The 20,419-nt window shown below is 67.2% G+C and carries 15 protein-coding genes; 10 read left to right on the forward strand and 5 right to left on the reverse strand.

The features are described 5' to 3' along the window. Positions 1 to 1,257, reverse strand: a complete 1,257-nt coding sequence (locus FHU31_RS01870; RefSeq protein WP_409371261.1) for a L,D-transpeptidase — start codon at positions 1,255 to 1,257, stop codon at positions 1 to 3. Positions 1,258 to 1,615: 358 nt separating this feature from the next. On the opposite strand from FHU31_RS01870, the gene FHU31_RS01875 reads away from it, so the two are divergent. Further along, positions 1,616 to 2,608 (forward strand): TerC family protein, encoded by a 993-nt coding sequence (locus FHU31_RS01875; RefSeq protein ID WP_167155184.1) that lies wholly within the window; start codon positions 1,616 to 1,618, stop codon positions 2,606 to 2,608. A gap of 1 nt (position 2,609) precedes the next feature. Here the strand turns inward: FHU31_RS01875 and FHU31_RS01880 are convergent, their stop codons facing one another. Together FHU31_RS01880 and FHU31_RS01885 are read right to left on the reverse strand one after the other, a co-directional pair. Then, positions 2,610 to 3,263: a nitroreductase gene (locus FHU31_RS01880; protein ID WP_167155187.1), complete on the reverse strand. Its 654-nt coding sequence runs from the start codon at positions 3,261 to 3,263 to the stop codon at positions 2,610 to 2,612. A 53-nt stretch (positions 3,264 to 3,316) separates the two neighbouring features. Continuing rightward, complete coding sequence (locus FHU31_RS01885) at positions 3,317 to 4,102, reverse strand: SDR family oxidoreductase (protein WP_167155190.1); 786 nt, start codon at positions 4,100 to 4,102, stop codon at positions 3,317 to 3,319. A gap of 294 nt (positions 4,103 to 4,396) precedes the next feature. Between FHU31_RS01885 and FHU31_RS01890 the strand changes: the two genes are divergently transcribed. The 7 genes from FHU31_RS01890 (at position 4,397) to car (FHU31_RS01920) (ending at position 17,228) form a co-directional block, all read left to right on the forward strand. Beyond that, positions 4,397 to 5,671: an MFS transporter gene (locus FHU31_RS01890; RefSeq protein WP_167155193.1), complete on the forward strand. Its 1,275-nt coding sequence runs from the start codon at positions 4,397 to 4,399 to the stop codon at positions 5,669 to 5,671. Positions 5,672 to 5,678: 7 nt separating this feature from the next. Beyond that, positions 5,679 to 6,692: a LacI family DNA-binding transcriptional regulator gene (locus FHU31_RS01895; protein ID WP_167155195.1), complete on the forward strand. Its 1,014-nt coding sequence runs from the start codon at positions 5,679 to 5,681 to the stop codon at positions 6,690 to 6,692. Between the two features lie 79 nt (positions 6,693 to 6,771). Further along, on the forward strand, positions 6,772 to 7,977 hold the full coding sequence (locus tag FHU31_RS01900; RefSeq protein WP_167155198.1) for a cytochrome P450: 1,206 nt from the start codon (positions 6,772 to 6,774) through the stop codon (positions 7,975 to 7,977). Between the two features lie 50 nt (positions 7,978 to 8,027). Continuing rightward, entirely contained in the window at positions 8,028 to 9,068 is a 1,041-nt protein-coding gene (locus FHU31_RS01905; protein WP_167160508.1) for a phosphotransferase, read from the forward strand. 45 nt (positions 9,069 to 9,113) lie between these two features. After that, positions 9,114 to 10,007 carry a DMT family transporter gene (locus tag FHU31_RS01910; protein WP_263988203.1) on the forward strand — a complete coding sequence of 298 codons (894 nt, stop codon included), beginning with the start codon at positions 9,114 to 9,116 and terminating at the stop codon, positions 10,005 to 10,007. Positions 10,008 to 10,146: 139 nt separating this feature from the next. After that, positions 10,147 to 13,611, forward strand: a complete 3,465-nt coding sequence (car, locus tag FHU31_RS01915; RefSeq protein WP_167155201.1) for a carboxylic acid reductase — start codon at positions 10,147 to 10,149, stop codon at positions 13,609 to 13,611. Positions 13,612 to 13,742: 131 nt separating this feature from the next. After that, entirely contained in the window at positions 13,743 to 17,228 is a 3,486-nt protein-coding gene (gene car / locus FHU31_RS01920; protein ID WP_167155204.1) for a carboxylic acid reductase, read from the forward strand. Between the two features lie 8 nt (positions 17,229 to 17,236). Here car (FHU31_RS01920) and FHU31_RS01925 read toward each other — a convergent pair whose 3' ends face one another. Next, a complete protein-coding gene (locus FHU31_RS01925) occupies positions 17,237 to 17,638 on the reverse strand; it encodes a TIGR03668 family PPOX class F420-dependent oxidoreductase (protein ID WP_167155207.1) in 402 nt (133 codons plus the stop codon). After that, positions 17,635 to 18,210, reverse strand: a complete 576-nt coding sequence (locus FHU31_RS01930) for a hypothetical protein (RefSeq protein WP_167155210.1) — start codon at positions 18,208 to 18,210, stop codon at positions 17,635 to 17,637. Before FHU31_RS01930 ends, FHU31_RS01925 begins: the two co-directional genes overlap by 4 nt. 223 nt (positions 18,211 to 18,433) lie before the next feature. Between FHU31_RS01930 and FHU31_RS01935 the strand changes: the two genes are divergently transcribed. Next, positions 18,434 to 19,552 carry an ABC transporter substrate-binding protein gene (locus tag FHU31_RS01935; RefSeq protein WP_167155213.1) on the forward strand — a complete coding sequence of 373 codons (1,119 nt, stop codon included), beginning with the start codon at positions 18,434 to 18,436 and terminating at the stop codon, positions 19,550 to 19,552. A gap of 14 nt (positions 19,553 to 19,566) precedes the next feature. Then, entirely contained in the window at positions 19,567 to 20,409 is an 843-nt protein-coding gene (locus FHU31_RS01940; protein WP_167155217.1) for an ABC transporter permease, read from the forward strand. The last annotated feature ends 10 nt before the right edge of the window (positions 20,410 to 20,419 follow it).

The following is a 20,419-nucleotide window of genomic DNA, read 5'->3' on the forward strand; positions in this document are numbered from 1 at the left end:
TCAGGGCAGCGCGCTGCCCTTGCGCCACTGATCCCAGGGCACGCTCCAGTCGCCGTTCTGAGCCAGCAGCTGCTGTGGCGGCCCGCCGGTGTGCCGGACCTCGACCACGTCGCCCGGCATCGAGAAGTTGAAGAACCATTCGGCGTTCTCGGAGTTGAGGTTCAGGCAGCCGTGTGAGGTGTTGGTGTTGCCCTGCGCCCAGACGGTGGCGTTGAGCTGGTGCAGGTAGATACCGTCACCGCTGATCCGGGTGGCCCAGGGGATGGTCTCGCGGTAGCCCAGGCGGGAGTTGACCGGCAGGCCGTAGGACGAGGAGTCCATGATCACCGGATTGGCCTTGTCCAGCACGGTGTATACCCCGGGCGGTGTCCAGAAGCTCAGCGTCGTCCCGCCGACGGTCTCGGTGCCGCCCCGGCCCATGGAGGTCGGCATGGTGCGCACCAGTTTCCCGTTGTCGAACACGCTGACCTGCTTGGTGTTGTCATCGGCGATCGACACATGAGAGTCGCCGATCTTGAACGACACCTTCTCGTCGTCCTGGCCGTACACCCCGCCGCCCAGCGGGACACCGTAGATGTTCGCGGCCACCGTGACGGTGGTACCCGGCGCGTAGTAATGCTCGGGCCGCCAGTGCGCCGTCTGATCGTCCACCCAGTTCCACGAACCCTGCACCGGTGGCGACGTCGTCACCACCAGCTGCCGTTCCGCGCGTGCCCGGTCGGTGATCGGTTCGTCGAACCGCGCCACGACAACGGTGCCGACACCGTACGTGCCGCCCTCTTTCAGGGACGCGTACCCGGTGGTGTTCAGGTAGACCGAGGTCTGGTAGCTCGGCGACACCGTCGTGAAGCTGGACGTCTCCGCGGCCGGCATCCCGCCAGGCCCCTGCGACCGCACGGTCATGGTGTACGTCCGGCCGTAGCCGAGTTGGACGGCCGGCTTCCACACCGTGTGATCAGGGGTCAGCACACCCGGCACGGTCGTACCGTCCTCGTTGACCATCGTCACGTCGGTGAGGGTCCCGGTGAACGCGGTGACCCGGACCGGGCCGACCGGCAGGACACCCTGGGCCCCGGGCTGCGGCAGCACCCGGACCGTCGCGGGCACCGGCGCCGGTGGGGCCGCCTCGGCGGCGGCCAGGTCGGGACCTGCGGCCAGGGTGCGGCAGCCGTCCTGGCAGGCCACGATGCGGGAGCTCTGTGTCACGCCCAAGCCGGTGGCAACGATGAGCAACGCTGCCAGGCCGGCGACGCGCACGCGGTAACGATCAAGACGCAAGGGCACTCCGCGGCCAGAGGGGGTGGGCTTGACCGGAGTGCGTCACTGCACTGGCCGGACAGAAGCTCTCATAGTAGAGGGCGCGCGCGTCTGATCGCAGGCATGGTCGAGATATGGCTTGGGGTCGGCCATTTCGGTCCTCGTCGACCGTGCCGAGGCCCGGGGATTAGACCTGGCCCGACCCGTCTGACACAATCGACGGCGAGGGGAGTACTCCTACCGCTGCGGTGTCGTCATCACGTGATCCAACGTCGGGTTACCGGTGCCGCGGGCTGCGCCTATCCGGCGCGGCGGAAGAGACCTCGGCCGTTGAACGACGACCGGAGGCTCGTATTCCATGAATGTTTCTGCACTCGAGTGGGGCATCACGCTCAGCGTGACGATCGCGATCCTGCTCTTCGATGTGATCGTGATCGGGCGGCGCCCGCACGAACCGTCCAAACGCGAGACCGCCACCTACCTGACCATCTACGTCAGCCTGGCGGTGGCGTTCGGGCTGTGGACCTGGTTCTTCCACGGTCAGCAGTACGGCGTGGAGTTCTTCGCGGGCTGGCTCACCGAGTACAGCCTGTCGGTGGACAACCTGTTCATCTTCTTGATCATCATGGCCAGCTTCAAGGTGCCCAGGATCTACCAGCAGCAGGCGCTGCTGGTCGGCATCATCCTGGCGCTGATCTTCCGCGGCATCTTCATCGCTCTCGGCGCCGTGGCCATCGAGCAGTTCTCCTGGGTGTTCTACCTGTTCGGTGCGTTCCTGGTGTACACCGCGATCAAACTGGTCCGCGATACCGAACACGATGACGACGCCGACAACGGCGTGGTCCGGTTCGCGCAGCGGCACCTGAAGTTCACCGACAAATGGGACGGCCTGAGCCTGTGGGTGAAGGACAATGGCAAGCGCCTCATGACGCCGATGTTCCTGGTGATCGTCGCGCTGGGCACGACCGACCTGCTGTTCGCGCTGGATTCCATCCCGGCCATCTACGGTCTGACCCGCGAGCCGTACCTCGTCTTCACCGCCAACGTGTTCGCGTTGATGGGTCTGCGGCAGCTGTACTTCCTGCTCGGGGATCTGCTCAAGCGGCTGGTCTACCTGTCCCAGGGCCTGGCGTTCATCCTGGGCTTCATCGGGGTGAAGCTGCTGCTGCACGCGCTGCACGAGAACGAACTGCCGTTCATCAACGGCGGCGAGTCGGTGCACGTGCCGGAGATCCCGACACTGGCCAGCCTCGGCGTCATCGTCGTGACCCTGGTGATCACCACGGCGGCCAGCCTGTACAAGACGCGTGCCGACGCGAAGAAGGCCGTGTCCGCCGCCGCCGGCGAGTAGCTCAGTCCTGCACGAACCGGATGTTCTCGGCCAGCGGATTGCGGGGGATGTGCAGCCCATTGGCCGGGAAGTCCGGATCCGGATAGCCGATCGCCAGTCCGCACAACACGCGCATCTCCTCGGGGATCCCGAGTTGGGCGCGCACGGTCTCGGGATAGCCGGCGATCGACACCTGCACACAGGAGCCCAGCCCGCGCGCGGTCAGGGCGAGCAGGAAGGTCTGCAGGAACATGCCCACCCCGAGGCTGTCGACGAAGTCGAGATCGCGGTGCATGCAGACGATGCCGGCCAGCGGTGCCCGGAAGAACTCCCAGTTGCGCAGAACCGCGATCCGGCGCCCTTCGGTGTCGTGCCGGGCGATGCCCATCGCCCCGTACACGAGCGCGCCGGTGTCACGGCGGTAGTGGTCGAATTGCTCCGGCAGTTTCGGCACCTTCGGCGCCGAGGACTCGGCCTCGTCCAGCAACGCCTCGACCAGGCGGTCCCGGGCCGAGCCGGAGGCGAAGACCACCTGCCAAGGCTGGATGTTGGAGTTCGACGGGGCCCGCACGGCGAGTTCGAGGGCCTCGTCGATCAGCTCCTGCGGTACCGGCTTGTCCCGCAGGAACAGCCGGCTGGACCGGCGCGACGTGATGGCGTCTTCGAGGTCGTACATGTGCTCAATCCTGCACCACGAGAACGGTTTTGCCGGGTAGGTGGCGCGCCGTCCTAGACGGTGGTCGTGACCAGGCCGCCGTCGATGCGGACATCGGCGCCGGTGATGTTGGCGGACCGGTCGCTGGCCAGGAACAGTGCCAGGTCGGCGACCTCTTGTGCGGTGGTGGCACGCCCGGTGGCTGATTTCGCGACCACGGACTGCAGCACATCCTGCGCGGATGCACCGCTGCCGCCGCCGAACTGGTCCCCGACACCGCCCTCGGCCAGCCACAGCGGGGTCGCCACCGGGCCGGGGCTGATGACGTTCACGCGGACACCCCGGGGCCCGAACTCTGCCGACAACCCTTTCGCGAGATTGGCCAGCGCCGCCTTGGTGGCGCTGTAGTCGAGGATGGGGTAGTCGGGCATCACCGCATTCACCGAACCGATCATCACGACCGACCCGCCGTTCTTGAGCAGATGAGGCAGCGCCGCGCGGGTGAGACGGACGGCCGAGAGCAGGTTGACCTCGATCGAGGCCTGCCAGGCCTCGTCGGTGAGCGTGAGGAAGCCACCCATGTGCGGCACGACCGCCCCGGTGTTGTTCACCAGGATGTCGATGCCCCCGCGGGCGGCCGCGGCGGCGACGAGCGCCGTGGCGCCGTCGGCCGTGGCCAGGTCCGCGGCGACGAAGGTCGCGGATCCGGCGGCCTCGAGCGCCTCCAGCTCCGCTGAGTTGTGCCGCGCCCCGGCGATGACGGTGGCGCCGGCGGCGGCGAACGCCTGGCTGATCGCCAAGCCGATACCCTTGCTCGCCCCCGAGACGACGGCGATCTTGTCGATCAGATGCATATCCATGCCTCATAGAATGCTCCGGTTGTGCCCGGCCGGCGGATCGGCGGCCGAGAGGGTGCTCACAGGTCCGGTGGCCGGGCCGAAACGAGGTCTCTCGTGGCGGATCCACTGGGTCGGCATCGTGCCCGTTCGACGGGCGTGGCGGCACGACGGTCGACGGCGGCGATCTCCTCGGCGGAGAAATCGGACGCCGCCTGAAGTCTGTTCCACGGCAACGGGATTGAGCCCCGCGGTTAAGCGTGTCGCCTAATCGGTAAACGGCGCCTCGCGGCCGGTGCCTGATTACCCTGTGTCGGCATGTCCAGCGCAGTGCGCAGAGCCGTCGTCGGCGCCTCGATCGGCAATGCCGTCGAATGGTTCGACTTCGCCATCTACGGATTCCTCGCCACCTTCATCGCCGCGCACTTCTTTCCGGCCGGTGACGACACCGCCGCGCTGCTCAACACGTTCGCCATCTTCGCCGCGGCGTTCTTCATGCGGCCGTTGGGGGGACTGGTCTTCGGGCCGCTCGGGGACCGTATCGGCAGGCAGAAGGTGCTTGCCGTCGTCATCCTGGTGATGTCCGGTGCGACGCTGCTGATCGGTCTACTGCCGACTTACACCTCGATCGGGGTGGCCGCCCCGCTACTGCTGCTCGGCCTGCGCTGCGTGCAGGGTTTCTCGGCCGGCGGCGAATACGGTGGCGGTGCGGTCTACCTGGCCGAGTACGCCGACCCCGAACGCCGCGGCCTCACCGTGACGTTCATGGCGTGGTCCGGGGTGCTGGGATTCCTGCTCGGATCCGTCACCGTCACCGTCCTCCAGGCGACGTTGCCCGCCGCGGCCATGGACAGTTACGGCTGGCGCATTCCGTTCCTGCTGGCGGCGCCGCTGGGACTGGTCGGCCTGTACATCCGGCTGCGCCTGGACGACACCCCGGAGTTCACCGCCCTGCGCACGCGCGCCGATATCGCGCGCCGGCCGCTGTACGAAGCGCTCACCACGTCGTGGCGGCCCATCATGTCGGTGATCGGCCTGTTCCTGATCTTCAACGTCGGCTACTACGTGGTGTTCACGTTCCTGCCGAGCTACCTGATCAAAACGCTGCACCACAGCAAGACGGCGTCGTTCGTGTCGATCACGCTGGCCAGCCTGGTGGCGTTGATCCTGATCCTGCCGCTGGCCGCATTGTCGGACCGGATCGGGCGACGCCCGCTGCTGATCGCCGGGTCGGCGGGCTTCATCGTGCTGGCGTATCCGCTGTTCCTGCTGCTGAACTCGGGCTCGCTGGTGGCGGCGATCGGGGCGCACTGCGCGCTGGCCGCGATCGAGTCGGTGTACGTGTCGACGGCGGTCACCGCCGGTGTCGAACTGTTCGCCACCCGGGTCCGGTACAGCGGTTTCTCCGTCGGCTACAACGTGTGTGTGGCACTGTTCGGCGGCACCACGCCGTACGCCGTGACGTGGCTGACGGCCAACGTCGGCAGCGTGATCGCGCCGGCGGGTTATCTGATGGTCGCCGCGGTGCTGTCGCTCGGCACGGTGTTGACGCTGCCCAGGGAGGCCGGTCCATCGCCGGGTGACCTGCCATGATGGGCCGATGACAGCGCAGCCGAAGTCGGCACGCCCGGCTCCGGACAAAAAGTCGGCACGGCCGACGAAAGCCGATGTCGCCCGTCTGGCCAACGTCTCGCCCGCGACGGTCAGCTATGTGCTCAACGACGTCAAGGGCCAGACCATCTCGGCGCAGACCCGTGCCGCCGTGCACGACGCGGCCCGCCAGCTCGGCTACCGGCCCAACCTCGCGGCGCGCAACCTCGCCCGCGGCGGCAGTGGGGTGGTGCTCTACGTGGTGCCGCGGTTCTCGCTGGGTGAACTGCTGCTGGAGGTGGGCAGCCGGCTCACCACCGAACTCGGCCGGCACGGCATCGTGCTGTCCTTGCAGTTCGAGACCGATGATGGCCGCAATGTCGTCGACGCGGTCGCCGATCTGAACCCGATCGCCGTCACCAGTGTGTTCCCGCTCAGCGGTGCGGCGCTGGAAGCGGTTGCCGCAGCAGGTATTCCCCAGATCCACCTGGGTAGCGCGCAGTTGCACGCGATGGGGGCGCTGCACCTGAGCATCGGGGAGATGCGGGTGGCGCATCTGGTGTCGCGCGGGCACCGCAGGCTGGCGTTCGCCTACGCCGAGGCCGAGGCGCTGCGCCCGCTGGGCGACTACTGGCTGGCCGGACTGCGGGTGGCCGCGCGCGACCTGCCCGAGATCGTCACCGGCGCCGTTGCAGCCGACGGCAGTGACGCGGCCGCGGTGGTGCGGGACTGGGTGGGCGCCGGGGTGACGGCGGTGTGCGCGCAGAGCGATGAGACCGCGCTGGTGGTGTTGCACGGTATTCGGGAGGCCGGGTTGCGCTGTCCGCAGGATCTCGCCGTGATGGGAGTCGACGCGATCCCGCTGGGCGCGGTGAGCGGGCCACCGCTGACCTCTGTCGGGCTGGATGCCAAGACCATCGTCGAGGTGTCGGTGGCGGCGATGATGTCCGAGCTCGGCTATCCCAGCGGCCAAGAGCCCAGCAGTGAGAACGTCGCGCATCTGATCCAGCGCGCCTCCACCTGATGCTTGCCCTCGCGGCGGTGAGCCGCGTAACTTACGCGAGTAAGTAATCCCGGCAGCCTCCGGAGAAGGTGAGTGTTCAGTGACGGTTGACGCAACAAAAGAGGACGTCTACTTCGACCCGTACAACGTCGAACTCAACGCCAACCCGTATCCGGCGTTCGCCCGGCTGCGGGAGGAGGCGCCGCTTTACTACAACGAGCAGTTCGACTTCTACGCGCTGAGCCGGTTCGCCGACGTCAACAAGGCGCTGATCGACCACGAGACGTTCAGCTCGGCGCGGGGCGCCATCATCGAGCTCATCAAGGCCAATATCGAGATTCCCTCGGGCGCCTTGATCTTCGAGGATCCGCCGATCCACACCACGCACCGCAAGTTGTTGGCCCGGATGTTCACGCCGCGCAAGATCGCCGCGCTGGAACCCAAGATCCGGGAGTACTGCGCCCAGGCGCTGGACCCGCTGGTCGGCAGCGGCAAGATCGACTTCATCACCGACTTCGGCGCCATCATGCCGATGCGGGTGATCAGTGCGCTGCTGGGTATCCCCGAGGACGACCAGGAGATGATCCGCGACCACGGCAACGCCCAGATGCGCACCGAGGCGGGCAAACCGATGGAAGCCGCTGAGAAGGGCCTGGTCGACGGCTCGATCTTCGAGACCTATATCGACTGGCGCAAGGACAACCCGTCCGACGACATCATGACCGACCTGCTCAACGTCGAGTTCACCGACGAGCACGGCGTGACCCGCCACCTCACCCGCGAAGAACTGCTCATCTACATCAACGTGGTGGCGGGTGCGGGTAACGAGACGACCACCCGGCTCATCGGCTGGGCGGCCAAGGTGCTCGCCGAGCACCCGGACCAGCGGCGTCAGCTCGTCGAGAACCCCGCGCTGATCCCGCAGGCGATCGAGGAGCTGCTGCGCTTCGAGCCGCCCGCGCCACACGTCGCGCGCTATGTCACCCGCGATGTCGAGTACTACGGCCAGACCGTGCCCGCGGGCAGCTCGATGATGATGCTCATCGGCGCCGCGGTCCGCGACAGCCGCCAGTTCCCGCCCGACGGTGAGGTCTTCGACATCCACCGCGAGCAGCGTCAGCACCTGGCGTTCAGTGTCGGCACCCACTTCTGTCTCGGCTCCGCACTTGCGCGTCTGGAAGGCCGGATCGCCCTGGAGGAGATGCTCAAGCGCTTCCCGGAGTGGGAGATCGACCTACCCAACGCCGCGTTGTCGCCGACGTCGACGGTCCGTGGCTGGGATTCGATGCCGGCCTTCATTCCGTGACGGCGAGTCTGACCGTCCCGAGCTCCTGGGATGAGGTCCGCGCGGACTGGATGACCGCTGCGTTGGCCCGCGACTTTCCCGGTGCGGTGGTCGGCGAGGTCAGCGTCGCGATGCGCGATGACGGCACCAACCGGCGGGCCCGGCTGGCGTTGACGTACACCGCGGACGGACCTACCGGGCCTCCCACGGTGTTCGTCAAGGCGGTCGATCCCGAACACCGGGAACTGATCAAACTCACCAGCGGGCTGCTGCACGAGCCGCGACTTTTCACCTCGCACGTCGACCTGCCGCTGGAGCACCCGAGGGTGTTCGCCGCGGCCATCGACGAAGTGGCCGAAGACTTCGTCCTGGTCATGGAGGACCTGACTGCGCGTGACGCCGACCCACGCGATGCGACCCGGCCGCTGACCGTCGAGCAGGCGGCCGCCGGCGTGCGCGGGCTGGCCAGCCTGCACGGAAGGTTCTGGGGTGAGCGGCTGGCCCGGCCCGGCCTGGACTGGCTCGAACCGTTCGTGGAGTGGGACGGGATGCAGTACGCGCCGCTGCCCGCCGCGCTGGAACGCCTCGGCGACGATGCGCCCGCCTCGGTGCATGCGCTGAGCATCGAGGATCTCATCGAAGGTATCTGGAAGCCCTTCGTCGCGACGTTGACCGGCCCGTCCGGCGGGGCACCGACGCTGCTGCACGGGGACGCGCACGTGGGCAACACCTACCTCCTGCCGACCGGGGAGCTGGGCTTCCTGGACTGGCAGGTGGCCCGTCGCGGCAACTTCTCGCTCGACCTCGGCTACTTCCTGCAGGGTGCGGTGACCACCGAGGACCGCCGGGCGCACGAGCGCGACCTGCTCGCCGTCTACCGCGAGGCGCTCGAGCTGCCTGCGGCGGAACTCCCGTCGGCCGACGAGATCTGGCTGCGCTACCGCGCGTCCGCGGCGCATGGGCTGACCTTGTGGCTGGCCACCGCCAGCGCCGGGGAACTGTGGCAGCGCCCGGATATCGCGCTGGCGCTCGCGCAGCGGTATTCGGCGGCGTACGACGATCTGCAGACAGCGGATGCGCTCGGTGAACTGGGGTTCAGACCGACCCGCTGACCGCGGTCTTAGGCGCCCGGCCCGCTGACCCCATAGGGTTGGGGCGTGCTAGGCCCTGCCCTGGTGGTGTTGTTCGCCTTGTGCGCCGCGATCTTTGCCGCTGTCGGCATCGTGGTGCGCCAGCGCGCCACCCTCGACGTTCCCCCGGAGCACGGGGTGAGCACCGTCATGGTTGCCACCCTGTTGCGCCGCCCGCTGTGGTGGGCGGGCACGGCGTCGGCCGTGGCCGGATTCGTCTTCCAGGCGCTCGCTCTGGCGCACGGCTCACTGCTGGTGGTGCAGCCGCTGCTGGTGTCGGCACTGCTGTTCGCGCTGCCCCTGAGCGCCCGGTTGGCGCACCGCAGGGTGACCCGCGGTGAATGGCTGTGGGCCATCCTGCTCACGCTGTCGCTGGCGGTGTTCATCCTGCTGGCGCATCCACGGGCGAACGAGCACATCGCGCCCGCCCGTCAGATCGCCGTGGCGGTGGTGATCAGCTTCCTGCTCGTCATCGCCTGCGTGGTGATCGCGGTGCGCAGACCGGGCTGGCAGCGCGCGGTGCTGCTGGCCGTCGGGGTCGGCGTGCTGTTCGGCATGGTGGCGGTGATGACCAAGGTCCTGACGCACCTGCTCGCCCGCGACAGCGTCGCCCAGGTGCTGGCCACCCCGGTGCCCTATGTCCTGGTGGCGCTGGGCGTGGTGGCCACCCTGCTGCAGCAGTCGGCGTTCCACGCCGGCTCACTGCAGACCTCGGTGCCCACCATGATCGTGATCGAGCCGTTGGCGGCCGTGCTGCTGGGCGCCTTCATCCTCGGCGAGCAGCTGGACGCCAACGGCTGGGAGTCCATCGCCCTGACGGCGGCGGTGGTGGTCATGACGACCGCGACGATCGCGCTGGGTCGTGACGAGGGTGCCTACGAAGCACAGCTGGAAGCCCGCAAGACTCCGACGCCCAGTTAGCTGGCTCACAACACACTGGTCGTCGCCGCGAACCGGGCATATCTTTAGTTTTGCTAACGTTGTTTCGGTTACCGGGCCGCAGAGCCCGGCATATGGCACCAGAATTTCATTGAGCTGAAGAGTTATCGGGGGTTTCCGCATGACCAACGACATGAGCGATGAGCGTTTCGAGCTCCGCCTCGACCACCTGTACGACACCGACCCGCAGTTCGCCGCCGCGGCGCCCAGCGCCGAGGTGATCGCCGCCGTCGACGAGCCCGGCCTGCGTCTGCCCGCCGTCGTCAAGACCGTGTTGCAGGGGTACGGCGACCGGCCCGCGCTGGGCCAGCGCGCCGTCGAATTCGTTGCCGATCCCGCGACGGGGCGGACGGTGGCCTCGTTACTGCCGCGGTTCGAGACCATCACCCACCGGCAGCTGTGGGACCGGGTCCAGGCGATCGCCAACGCCTGGCAGAACCATCCAGTCGCCATCGGGGATCGGGTCGCGATCCTCGGCTTCACCAGCGTCGACTACACCACCGTCGACACCGCGCTGACCCAGCTGGGCGCCGTCTCGGTGCCGCTGCAGACCAGCGCGTCGGTCGCGGCATTGCAGCCGATCGTCGCCGAGACCGAACCCGTCCTGATCGCGACGAGCATCGACTACCTCGATGACGCCGTCGCTCTGGTGGCGGGCGCGAACACCGCGCACCTGGTGGTCTTCGACTACCACCCCGAGATCGACGACCAGCGTGAGGCCGTCGAGGCCGCACAGGCCCGGCTGGGCTCCGGCGTCAGCGTCGAGGCGCTCGCCGACGTCCTGGAGCGCGGTGCCGGTCTGCCCGATATCGAAGGTGTCACCGGCTCCGAAGACGACCCGCTGTCCCTGCTGATCTACACCTCGGGCAGCACCGGAGCGCCCAAGGGTGCGATGTACCTGGAGAGCAAAGTCGCCAACATCTGGCGACCGGCCGCCAACGCACACTGGGACGACAGTCAGGGCAAGGTGCCCTCGATCGTGCTGAGCTTCATGCCGATGAGCCACGTGATGGGCCGCGGCATCCTCTACGGCGCACTGGCCGCCGGTGGCACCGTCAACTTCGCCGCCCGTGCGGACCTGTCGACCTTCCTGGATGACCTGGCGCTGACCCGCCCGACCCAGCTGAACTTCGTGCCGCGTATCTGGGACATGCTGTTCCAGGAATTCCAGAGCCGCACCGCGCACGGCGCGGACGATGATGAGGTGCTCGCCGATATGCGCGAGAACCTGCTCGGCGGGCGCTATGTCAGCGCGCTGACCGGTTCGGCACCCATCTCACCGGAACTCAAGGCCTGGGTCGAGCGCCTGCTCGACCAGCACCTGCTGGAGGGTTACGGCTCCACCGAGGCGGGCTCGGTGTTCGTCGACGGCCGGATCACCCGTCCGCCGGTGCTGGACTACAAACTGGTCGATGTCCCCGAACTGGGCTACCGGCTCTCCGACGTCCCGCACCCGCGCGGTGAGCTGCTGGTCAAATCCACCCAGCTGTTCCCGGGTTACTACAAGCGCCCCGAGATCACCGCGCAGATGTTCGACGAGGACGGTTTCTACCGGACCGGCGATATCGTCGCCGAACTCGGGCCCGACGAGGTCCGCTACGTGGACCGGCGCAACAACGTGCTCAAGCTGGCCCAGGGCGAGTTCGTCACCGTCTCCAAGCTGGAGGCGGCGTTCACCACCAGCCCGCTGGTGCAGCAGATCTACATCTACGGCAACAGCTCTCGGCCGTACCTGCTGGCCGTCGTCGTGCCCAGCGACCCCGACGCGACCAAGGCGGCCATCGCCCAGTCGCTGAAGGACACCGCCCGGGCCGCAGACCTGCAGAGCTACGAGATCCCGCGGGATTTCCTGGTGGAGACCACGCCGTTCACGGTGGAGAACGGTCTGCTGACCGGGATCCGGAAGCTGGCCTGGCCCAAGCTCAAGGAGCGCTACGGCGCCGAACTGGAGGAGTTGTACGCCGAGCTCGCCGACGGCCAGGCCAACGAATTGCAGACCCTGCGCCAGCACGGTGCCGAGGCGCCGGTGCTGGAGACGGTCTCCCGCGCCGCGGTCGCCCTGCTGGGCGCGGCCAGCAGCGATGTGGCGCCGGATGCGCACTTCACCGATCTGGGTGGGGATTCATTGTCGGCGTTGACATTCGGGAATCTTCTGCAGGAGATCTTCGGTGTCGAGGTGCCGGTGTCGGTGATCGTGAGTCCGGCCTCGGATCTGGCGACCATCGCCGCGCATATCGAGACGCAGCGCGCCGGGGGTACCGGCCGGCCCACCTTCACCTCGGTCCATGGCGCCGGAGCCAAGGAAGTCCATGCCGCGGACCTGACCCTGGACAAGTTCATCGATGCCGCGACATTGGCTGCGGCACCGACACTTCCGAAGGCGAAAGGTGAGGTGCGCACCGTCCTGTTGACCGGTGCGACCGGGTTCCTGGGGCGCTATCTGGCCCTGGAGTGGCTGGAGCGGATGGACCTGGTCGACGGGAAGCTGATCTGCCTGGTCCGGGCACGCAGCAATGAGGAGGCGCGGGCTCGGCTGGACAAGACTTTCGATAGTGGTGACCCGAAACTCCTTGCGCACTACCGGGAACTGGCTGCCGAGCATCTCGAGGTGATCGCCGGTGACAAGGGTGAGGCCGATCTCGGGTTGGACAAGGCCACCTGGCAGCGGCTGGCCGATACGGTGGACTTCATCGTCGATCCGGCGGCGCTGGTCAATCACGTGCTGCCCTACAGCGAGTTGTTCGGCCCCAATGCGTTGGGGACCGCGGAGCTGATCCGGATTGCGCTGACGACGAAGATCAAGCCGTTCGCCTACGTCTCCACCATCGGCGTCGGCGACCAGATCGAGCCGGGCACGTTCGTCGAGGATGCCGATGTCCGGACCATCAGTGCCACCAGGGCCATCAACGACAGCTATGCCAACGGTTACGGCACCAGCAAGTGGGCCGGTGAGGTGTTGCTGCGCGAAGCGCACGATCTTGCCGGATTGCCGGTGTCGGTGTTCCGCTGTGACATGATCCTGGCTGATACCACCTACGCCGGACAGCTGAACCTGCCCGACATGTTCACCCGGATGATGTTCAGCCTGGTGGCCACGGGTGTGGCGCCTAAGTCGTTCAATGAGCTTGATGCGCAGGGTAATCGGCAGCGTGCCCACTACGACGGGCTGCCGGTCGAGTTCATCGCGGAGGCCATCTCGACACTCGGCGCCCATGTCGGCGCGGGCTTCGAGACCTATCACGTGATGAATCCGTACGACGACGGCATCAGCATGGACACCTTCGTCGACTGGCTGGTCGAAGCCGGCTACAAGATCGAACGCGTCAACGACTACGCCGACTGGCTCGACCGGTTCGAAACCACCCTGCGGGCCCTGCCCGACAGGCAGCGCCAGGCCTCGCTGCTGCCGCTACTGCACAACTACCAGCGGCCCGGCGTCCCGGTCAACGGTGCCATGGCCCCGACCGAGGTGTTCCGCGCTGCCGTGCAGGACGCGAAAATCGGTCCTGACAAGGACATCCCGCATGTCAGCCCCGCGGTGATCGTGAAGTACATCACCGACCTGCAGTTGCTCGGCCTGCTGTAGGGCTTTTCTCAGCTCATTGACAGCCGCGAGTGGGAATTCGCCGACCTCCTCGCTCGTCATTCCTAGTGGAGCCCAAAGATGCGCTCCCTCCTGATTTGTCTTTAAATACCGAACGTTTCAGAGGTTTTGTGATGTCCACAGCTACCCAGGACGAACGGCTCGAACGCCGCATCGCCGACTTGATCGCCAATGATCCGCAGTTCGCCGCGGCGCGACCCGACGCCACCGTCGCCGAGGCCGCCGAAGCCCCCGGGATCAGACTCCCGCAGATCGTCCAGACCGTCCTGCAGGGCTACGCCGACCGGCCGGCCCTCGGGCAGCGCGCCGTCGAGTTCGTCACCGATCCGGCCACCGGCCGGACGACGGCCGCGCTCCTCCCTCGGTTCGAGACCGTCACCTACGGGGAGCTGTGGAACCGGGTTCGCTCGGCCGCCGCCGCGCTGTACGACTCCGGTGTGGCAGCAGGTGACCGGGTGGCCATCCTCGGCTTCACCAGTGCCGACTACACCGTCATCGACACGGCCCTGGGCCAGATCGGTGCGGTTTCCGTTCCGCTGCAGTCGAGTTCGTCCGCTTCCGCGCTGGCGCCCATCCTGGCCGAGACCGAGCCGCGGGTCATCGCTGCCAGTATCGGATATGTCGACGAGGCCGTCGAGCTCGCGCTCACCGGCCACGCACCCGAGCGCGTCCTCGTGTTCGACTACCACCCGGAGGTCGACGACCAGCGCGAAGCCCTGGCCGCTGCAGTCGAGGCGTTGAGCGCGGCAGCCGTGGTCGTCGAAACCCTGTCCGAGGCGCTGGCGCGCGGCCGCGAGCTGGCACAGGCCCCCGCGCCCAGCGGTGCGGACCTCAACCCGCTGTCCCTGCTGATCTACACCTCGGGCAGCACCGGTGCCCCGAAGGGCGCGATGTATCTGGAAAGCCAGGTCGCGTCGTTCTGGCAGCGCTCGAGCGAGTCGTGGTTCGGCCCGAGCGTCGCCTCGATCAACCTGAACTTCATGCCGATGAGCCACGTGATGGGCCGCGGCATCCTGTACAGCACCCTGGCCGCGGGCGGTACCTGCTACTTCGCCGCTCGCGCCGACCTGTCCACCCTCCTGGAGGACCTGGCACTGGCCCGGCCCACCGAGCTGAACTTCGTTCCCCGCGTGTGGGAGATGCTCTATCAGGAATTCCAGAGCCGCACCGCGCACGGCACCGATGAGGACTCGGTCCTCGCCGACATGCGGGACAACCTGCTCGGCGGGCGCTATGTGGACGCCATGACCGGCTCCGCCCCGATCACCGATGCGCTGAAGTCCTGGGTGGAGTCGTTCCTCGGTATCCACCTTCGCGAGGGTTACGGCTCCACCGAGGCCGGCATGGTGTTCTTCGACGGACGGGTGCAACGGCCGCCGACCATCGACTACAAACTGGTCGACGTCCCCGACCTCGGTTACTACCACACCGATCAGCCGTATCCGCGCGGCGAACTTCTGGTCAAGACGGTCAACCTGTTCCCCGGCTACTACAAGCGGCCGGAGGTCACCGCGGGCGTGTTCGACGAGGACGGTTTCTACCGGACCGGCGATATCGTCGCCGAACTCGGGCCGGACGAGATCCGCTATGTGGACCGGCGCAACAACGTGCTCAAGCTGGCCCAGGGCGAGTTCGTCACCCTGGCCAAACTCGAAGCCGCGTTCAGCAACAACAGCCCGCTGGTGCGGCAGATCTACGTGTACGGCAACAGCGCTCAGCCTTATCTGCTGGCCGTGGTGGTACCCACCGAGGATGCCCAGGCGCGCTGGTCGCACGACGAGCTCAAGCGGAACATCGCCGCCTCGTTCCAGGATGTCGCCAAGGCGCTGGAGCTGCAGAGCTACGAGGTGCCCCGGGATTTCCTGGTGGAGACCACGCCGTTCACGGTGGAGAACGGTCTGCTGACCGGGATTCGGAAGCTGGCCTGGCCCAAGCTCAAGGCCCATTACGGACCCGCACTCGAGGAGCTGTACGCCGAGCTCGCCGACGGGCAGGCTCGTGAGTTGAGAGAGCTCCGATCTGCCGGTGCCGACGCGCCGGTGATCGAGACGGTGGTGCGCGCTGCCGCGGCACTGCTCGGTGCGGCGACCTCGGATGTGGCGCCGGATGCGCACTTCACCGATCTGGGTGGGGATTCATTGTCGGCGTTGACATTCGGGAATCTTCTGCAGGAGATCTTCGGTGTCGAGGTGCCGGTGTCGGTGATCGTGAGTCCGGCCTCGGATCTGGCGACCATCGCCGCGCATATCGAGACGCAGCGCGCCGGTGGCACCGGCCGGCCCACCTTCTCCTCCGTGCACGGCCGGCATGCGGCCGAGGTCACCGCGAGTGAGCTCACGTTGGACAAGTTCCTGGATTCCGCGACGTTGGCGGCGGCACCGTCGCTTCCGAAGGCGGGCAGCGAGATTCGCACGGTGTTGTTGACCGGTGCGACCGGGTTCCTGGGGCGCTATCTGGCCCTGGAGTGGCTGGAGCGGATGGACCTGGTCGACGGGAAGCTGATCTGCCTGGTCCGGGCACGCAGCAATGAGGAGGCGCGGGCTCGGCTGGACAAGACCTTCGACTCGGGTGACCCGAAACTCCTTGCGCACTACCGGGAACTGGCTGCCGAGCATCTCGAGGTGATCGCCGGTGACAAGGGTGAGGCCGATCTCGGGTTGGACAAGGCCACCTGGCAGCGGCTGGCCGATACGGTGGACTTCATCGTCGATCCGGCGGCGCTGGTCAATCACGTGCTGCCCTACAGCGAGTTGTTCGGCCCCAATGCGTTGGGGACCGCGGAGTTGATCCGGATTGCGCTGACGACGAAGATCAAGCCGTTCGCCTACGTCTCCACCATCGGCGTCGGCGACCAGATCGAGCCGGGCACGTTCGTCGAGGATGCCGATGTCCGGACCATGAGCGCCACCAGGGCCATCAACGACAGCTATGCCAACGGTTACGGCACCAGCAAGTGGGCCGGTGAGGTGTTGCTGCGCGAGGCGCACGATCTTGCCGGATTGCCGGTGTCGGTGTTCCGCTGCGACATGATCCTGGCCGATACCACCTACGCCGGACAGCTGAACCTGCCCGACATGTTCACCCGGATGATGTTCAGCCTGGTGGCCACCGGGATCGCACCCGGATCGTTCTACCAACGCGATGCCGCGGGCAAGAGGCAGGCGTCGCACTACGACGGGTTGCCGGTGGAGTTCATCGCCGAGGCCATCTCGACGCTCGGTGCGCACGTTCAGGACGGGTTCGCGACGTATCACGTGATGAATCCGTACGACGCTGGCATCAGCATGGACACCTTCGTCGACTGGCTGGTCGAGGCGGGCTACAAGATCGAACGCGTCGACGACTACGCCGAGTGGTTGTCCCGGTTCGAGACGACGCTGCGCGGGCTGCCCGACAAGCAGCGCCAGGCCTCGCTGCTGCCGCTACTGCACAACTACCAGCACCCGGAGACCCCGCTGAACGGTTCGATCGCGCCGACCGAGGTGTTCCGTGCCGCGGTGCAGGACGCGAAAATCGGTGCGGACAAGGACATCCCGCATGTCAGCGCGCCGGTGATCGTGAAGTACATCACCGACCTGCAGTTGCTCGGCCTGATCTAGATCCGTGCTCAGGCGTGCCAGGAAGACCATCGGCTGACGGTGACCGCCACCACCGGACCGTCCAGTGCGGTGCGCTCGTATTGCCGATACTTGGCCCGCAACAACGCATAACCGATCGCCATCTGGTCGCCGTGGGAATGGATTTCGGCGGTGCCGTCGGCGCGTACCCACCACAGTTGGGTCCAGTCCTCGGCGTAATGGTCGACAAGCAGGCTCACCGCGGGATTGGCCTCGATATTGGCCAGCCGCCGCAACCGCTGGGTGGACTTACGTTTTGCGTCCACCGCGGTGTACAGCGTGTCGCCGCTGACGGCGAAGACCACCGGCACCACGTGCGGTACCCCGTCCCCGACGGTCGCCAGCACCGCGACGGGTGCCGCAGCGAAGAGGTCGGTGGCGGGAACCGTCATCGCGTACGGGGTTGCGGCGCCACACTCATCGGGGACCGGGTGACATTGATCCGCGGCTTCGAGGACGGTTCACTGTGCTGGCGCGGTGCCGGGCCGGATTGCTCGGGCTCCGGTGCCGGCGGGGGAGGAGGCGGTGGCGGAGGTGGTGGGGGTGCTGGGGGCGGCAGCACCGATGCCGAGGTGGTCGTCGGGGTGGCCGACGGGGTGGTGTCCACCTGATCCACCGGATCGTCGGTCCCGGGGCCGGAGAAGACGAGAAGCACGACCGACACCACGATGGCAATGGCCGCGGCACTCACCGCAAGAATCGCCAGTGTCGCCTTCTGGGTGCGATACCAGGGCGCCGGCGGAGGTTTGAAGGTCCACGTTCCGGTGTTGAACGCGTCGAACGGACCGGTCGGGGGGTCGCTGGGGGCGGGTACCGGTTCATACAGCCGCGGGTCGTCCCACACGCTGGAGTTATGCCCGACCCAGCTGGGGTGGTCGGCGTCGGGCGCACCGTCGGCACCGGCCGGACCGGCGGTCTCATCCACCCGAAAATCTGCTCCCCCTGGGGCCTCGCGTTCAGCCACACCCCAGATAGTATGCGCCGACCTGCGCAAACGCCGATTCTGGCCGGAGCGGCACGCCGACAGACCTGCGCCGCGGCGTGGGCGGCGGCCTTCGGCGAAGGGCCGTCGCGGGGGCGAAAGCGCCGGTAGGGTCGGTCTACGTTCATCGCAGATTCATCGCGGAACGCAGATGTTGTCACCACCACGTCACCGGCCGGCAGTCTGTTCAACGGAGGGTTCGCGCATGAGGAAATCAGGACTTGTCGCGATGACCGCCACCGCCGCGCTGACCGTCGCACTCGTCACGTCCTGCGCGCCGCCGCAGAAGAACGAGGAGCAGAGCGCGAACAAGGCGAGCACTGCGACCTCGGCCGCCGATTTCGGCGGGATGGACGGCCTGATCGAGGCCGCCAAGAAGGAGGGTGAACTCAACGTCATCGCCCTGCCGCCGGATTGGGCCAACTACGGCGCCATCATCGAGGCCTTCACCGCCAAGTACGGCATCAAGGTGAACTCGGCCCAGCCCGGTGCCAACAGCCAGGAGGAGATCAACGCCGCCCAGCAGCAGAAGGGCCGTAGCACCGCACCCGACGTGTTCGACCTGGGGCAGTCGGTCGCACTGGCCAACACCGACGTGTTCGCGCCGTACAAGGTGGAGCACTTCGGCGAGATCTCCGATGACTTCAAGGATCCGAAGGGGCTCTGGGTCAACGACTACGGCGGCTACATGTCCATCGGTTTCGATTCCACCAGTGTGGGGGTCATTGCCGGCGTGGACGACCTGCTCAAGCCGGAGTTGAAGGGCAAGGTGGCGCTCAACGGCGATCCGACCCAAGCCGGTTCCGCGTTCTCCGGGGTGATGATGGCGTCGGTGTCCCAGGGTGGGTCGCCGGACGATATCGCCCCCGGTGTCGAGTTCTTCGGCAAGTTGAAGGAGGCGGGTAACTTCCTCCCGGTGGATCCGACCCCGGCCACCATCGCCTCGGGACAGACCCCGGTGGTGATCGACTGGGATTACCTCAACGTCGCGCAATCCAAGAAGGTGCCCGGCTGGAAGGTGATCATTCCGCACAACGCCGCCGTCGCCGGTTACTACTTCCAGGCGATCAACAAGGATGCGCCGCATCCGGCGGCAGCCCGCCTGTGGCAGGAGTTCCTCTACAGCGACCAGGGGCAGAACCTGTACCTGGCCGGTGGCGCCCGACCGGTGCGTGCGGACTCGATGGTGACCAAGGGCTCCATCGACCGCGCCGTATACGGCACGCTGCCGCCGGTCGACGGCGCCGCGACGTTCGTGTCGGTGGAGCAGAACAAGAAGGCCACCGAGTATCTGAAAGCCAATTGGGCCAAGGTAGTCGGCTGATTCTGCGCCCGACGGTGCGCCGTATCCGAGAGGCGTTGCCGCTGCTGCCGTTCCTGGCGGTGGTGGCGGTGTTCCTGATCATCCCGACCGGGACGGTTCTGGTGAACGCGGTCGTCGTGGACGGGCATTTCTCGCTGGCCCGGATCGGGGCGCTGTTCACCGAGGCGCCGCTGGCGGCACTGGGCCGCAGCCTGGTGTTGTCCGGCAGCACCGCGCTGATCGGTGGGGTGTTCGGGGCGATGCTGGCCTGGCTGATCGTCGGGAGTCCGCCCGCCTCGACGCTGCGCAGGGCGGTGCTGTCGCTATGTAGTGTGCTGGCCCAGTTCGGCGGGGTGGCACTGGCGTTCGCGTTCCTGGCCACCATCGGGCTCAACGGTGTGCTGACGGTGTGGGCCCAAGAGGCGTTCGGCTGGGATCTGGCCGGATCGGGTTGGCTCTTCGGCCTGCCCGGGCTGATCCTGGTGTACTGCTACTTCCAGATCCCGTTGATGGTCATCGTGTTCCTGCCTGCCCTCGACGGATTACGGGTGCAGTGGCGTGAGGCGGCCGTCAGTCTGGGGGCAGGGCCGTGGCAGTACTGGCGTGAGGTCGGGGTGCCGTTGCTGACCCCGGCCTTCCTCGGTTCGGTCCTGTTGTTGTTCGCCAACGCCTTTGCCGCTTATGCCACCGCCGCAGCGTTGGTCAGCCAGGGCAGCCCCATCGTGCCGCTGTTGATCCGGGCCGCGCTGACCAGTGAAGTCGTCCTGGGCCAGTCCGGGTTCGCCTACGCGCTGGCGCTGGAGATGATCGTCGTCGTCGCGGTGGTCATGGTGGCCTACAACGCGCTGGTGCGCCGCACCGCGAGGTGGCTGCAGTGAACAGGGCTGT

Source organism: Mycolicibacterium fluoranthenivorans (assembly GCF_011758805.1).
Lineage (GTDB): Bacteria > Actinomycetota > Actinomycetes > Mycobacteriales > Mycobacteriaceae > Mycobacterium > Mycobacterium fluoranthenivorans.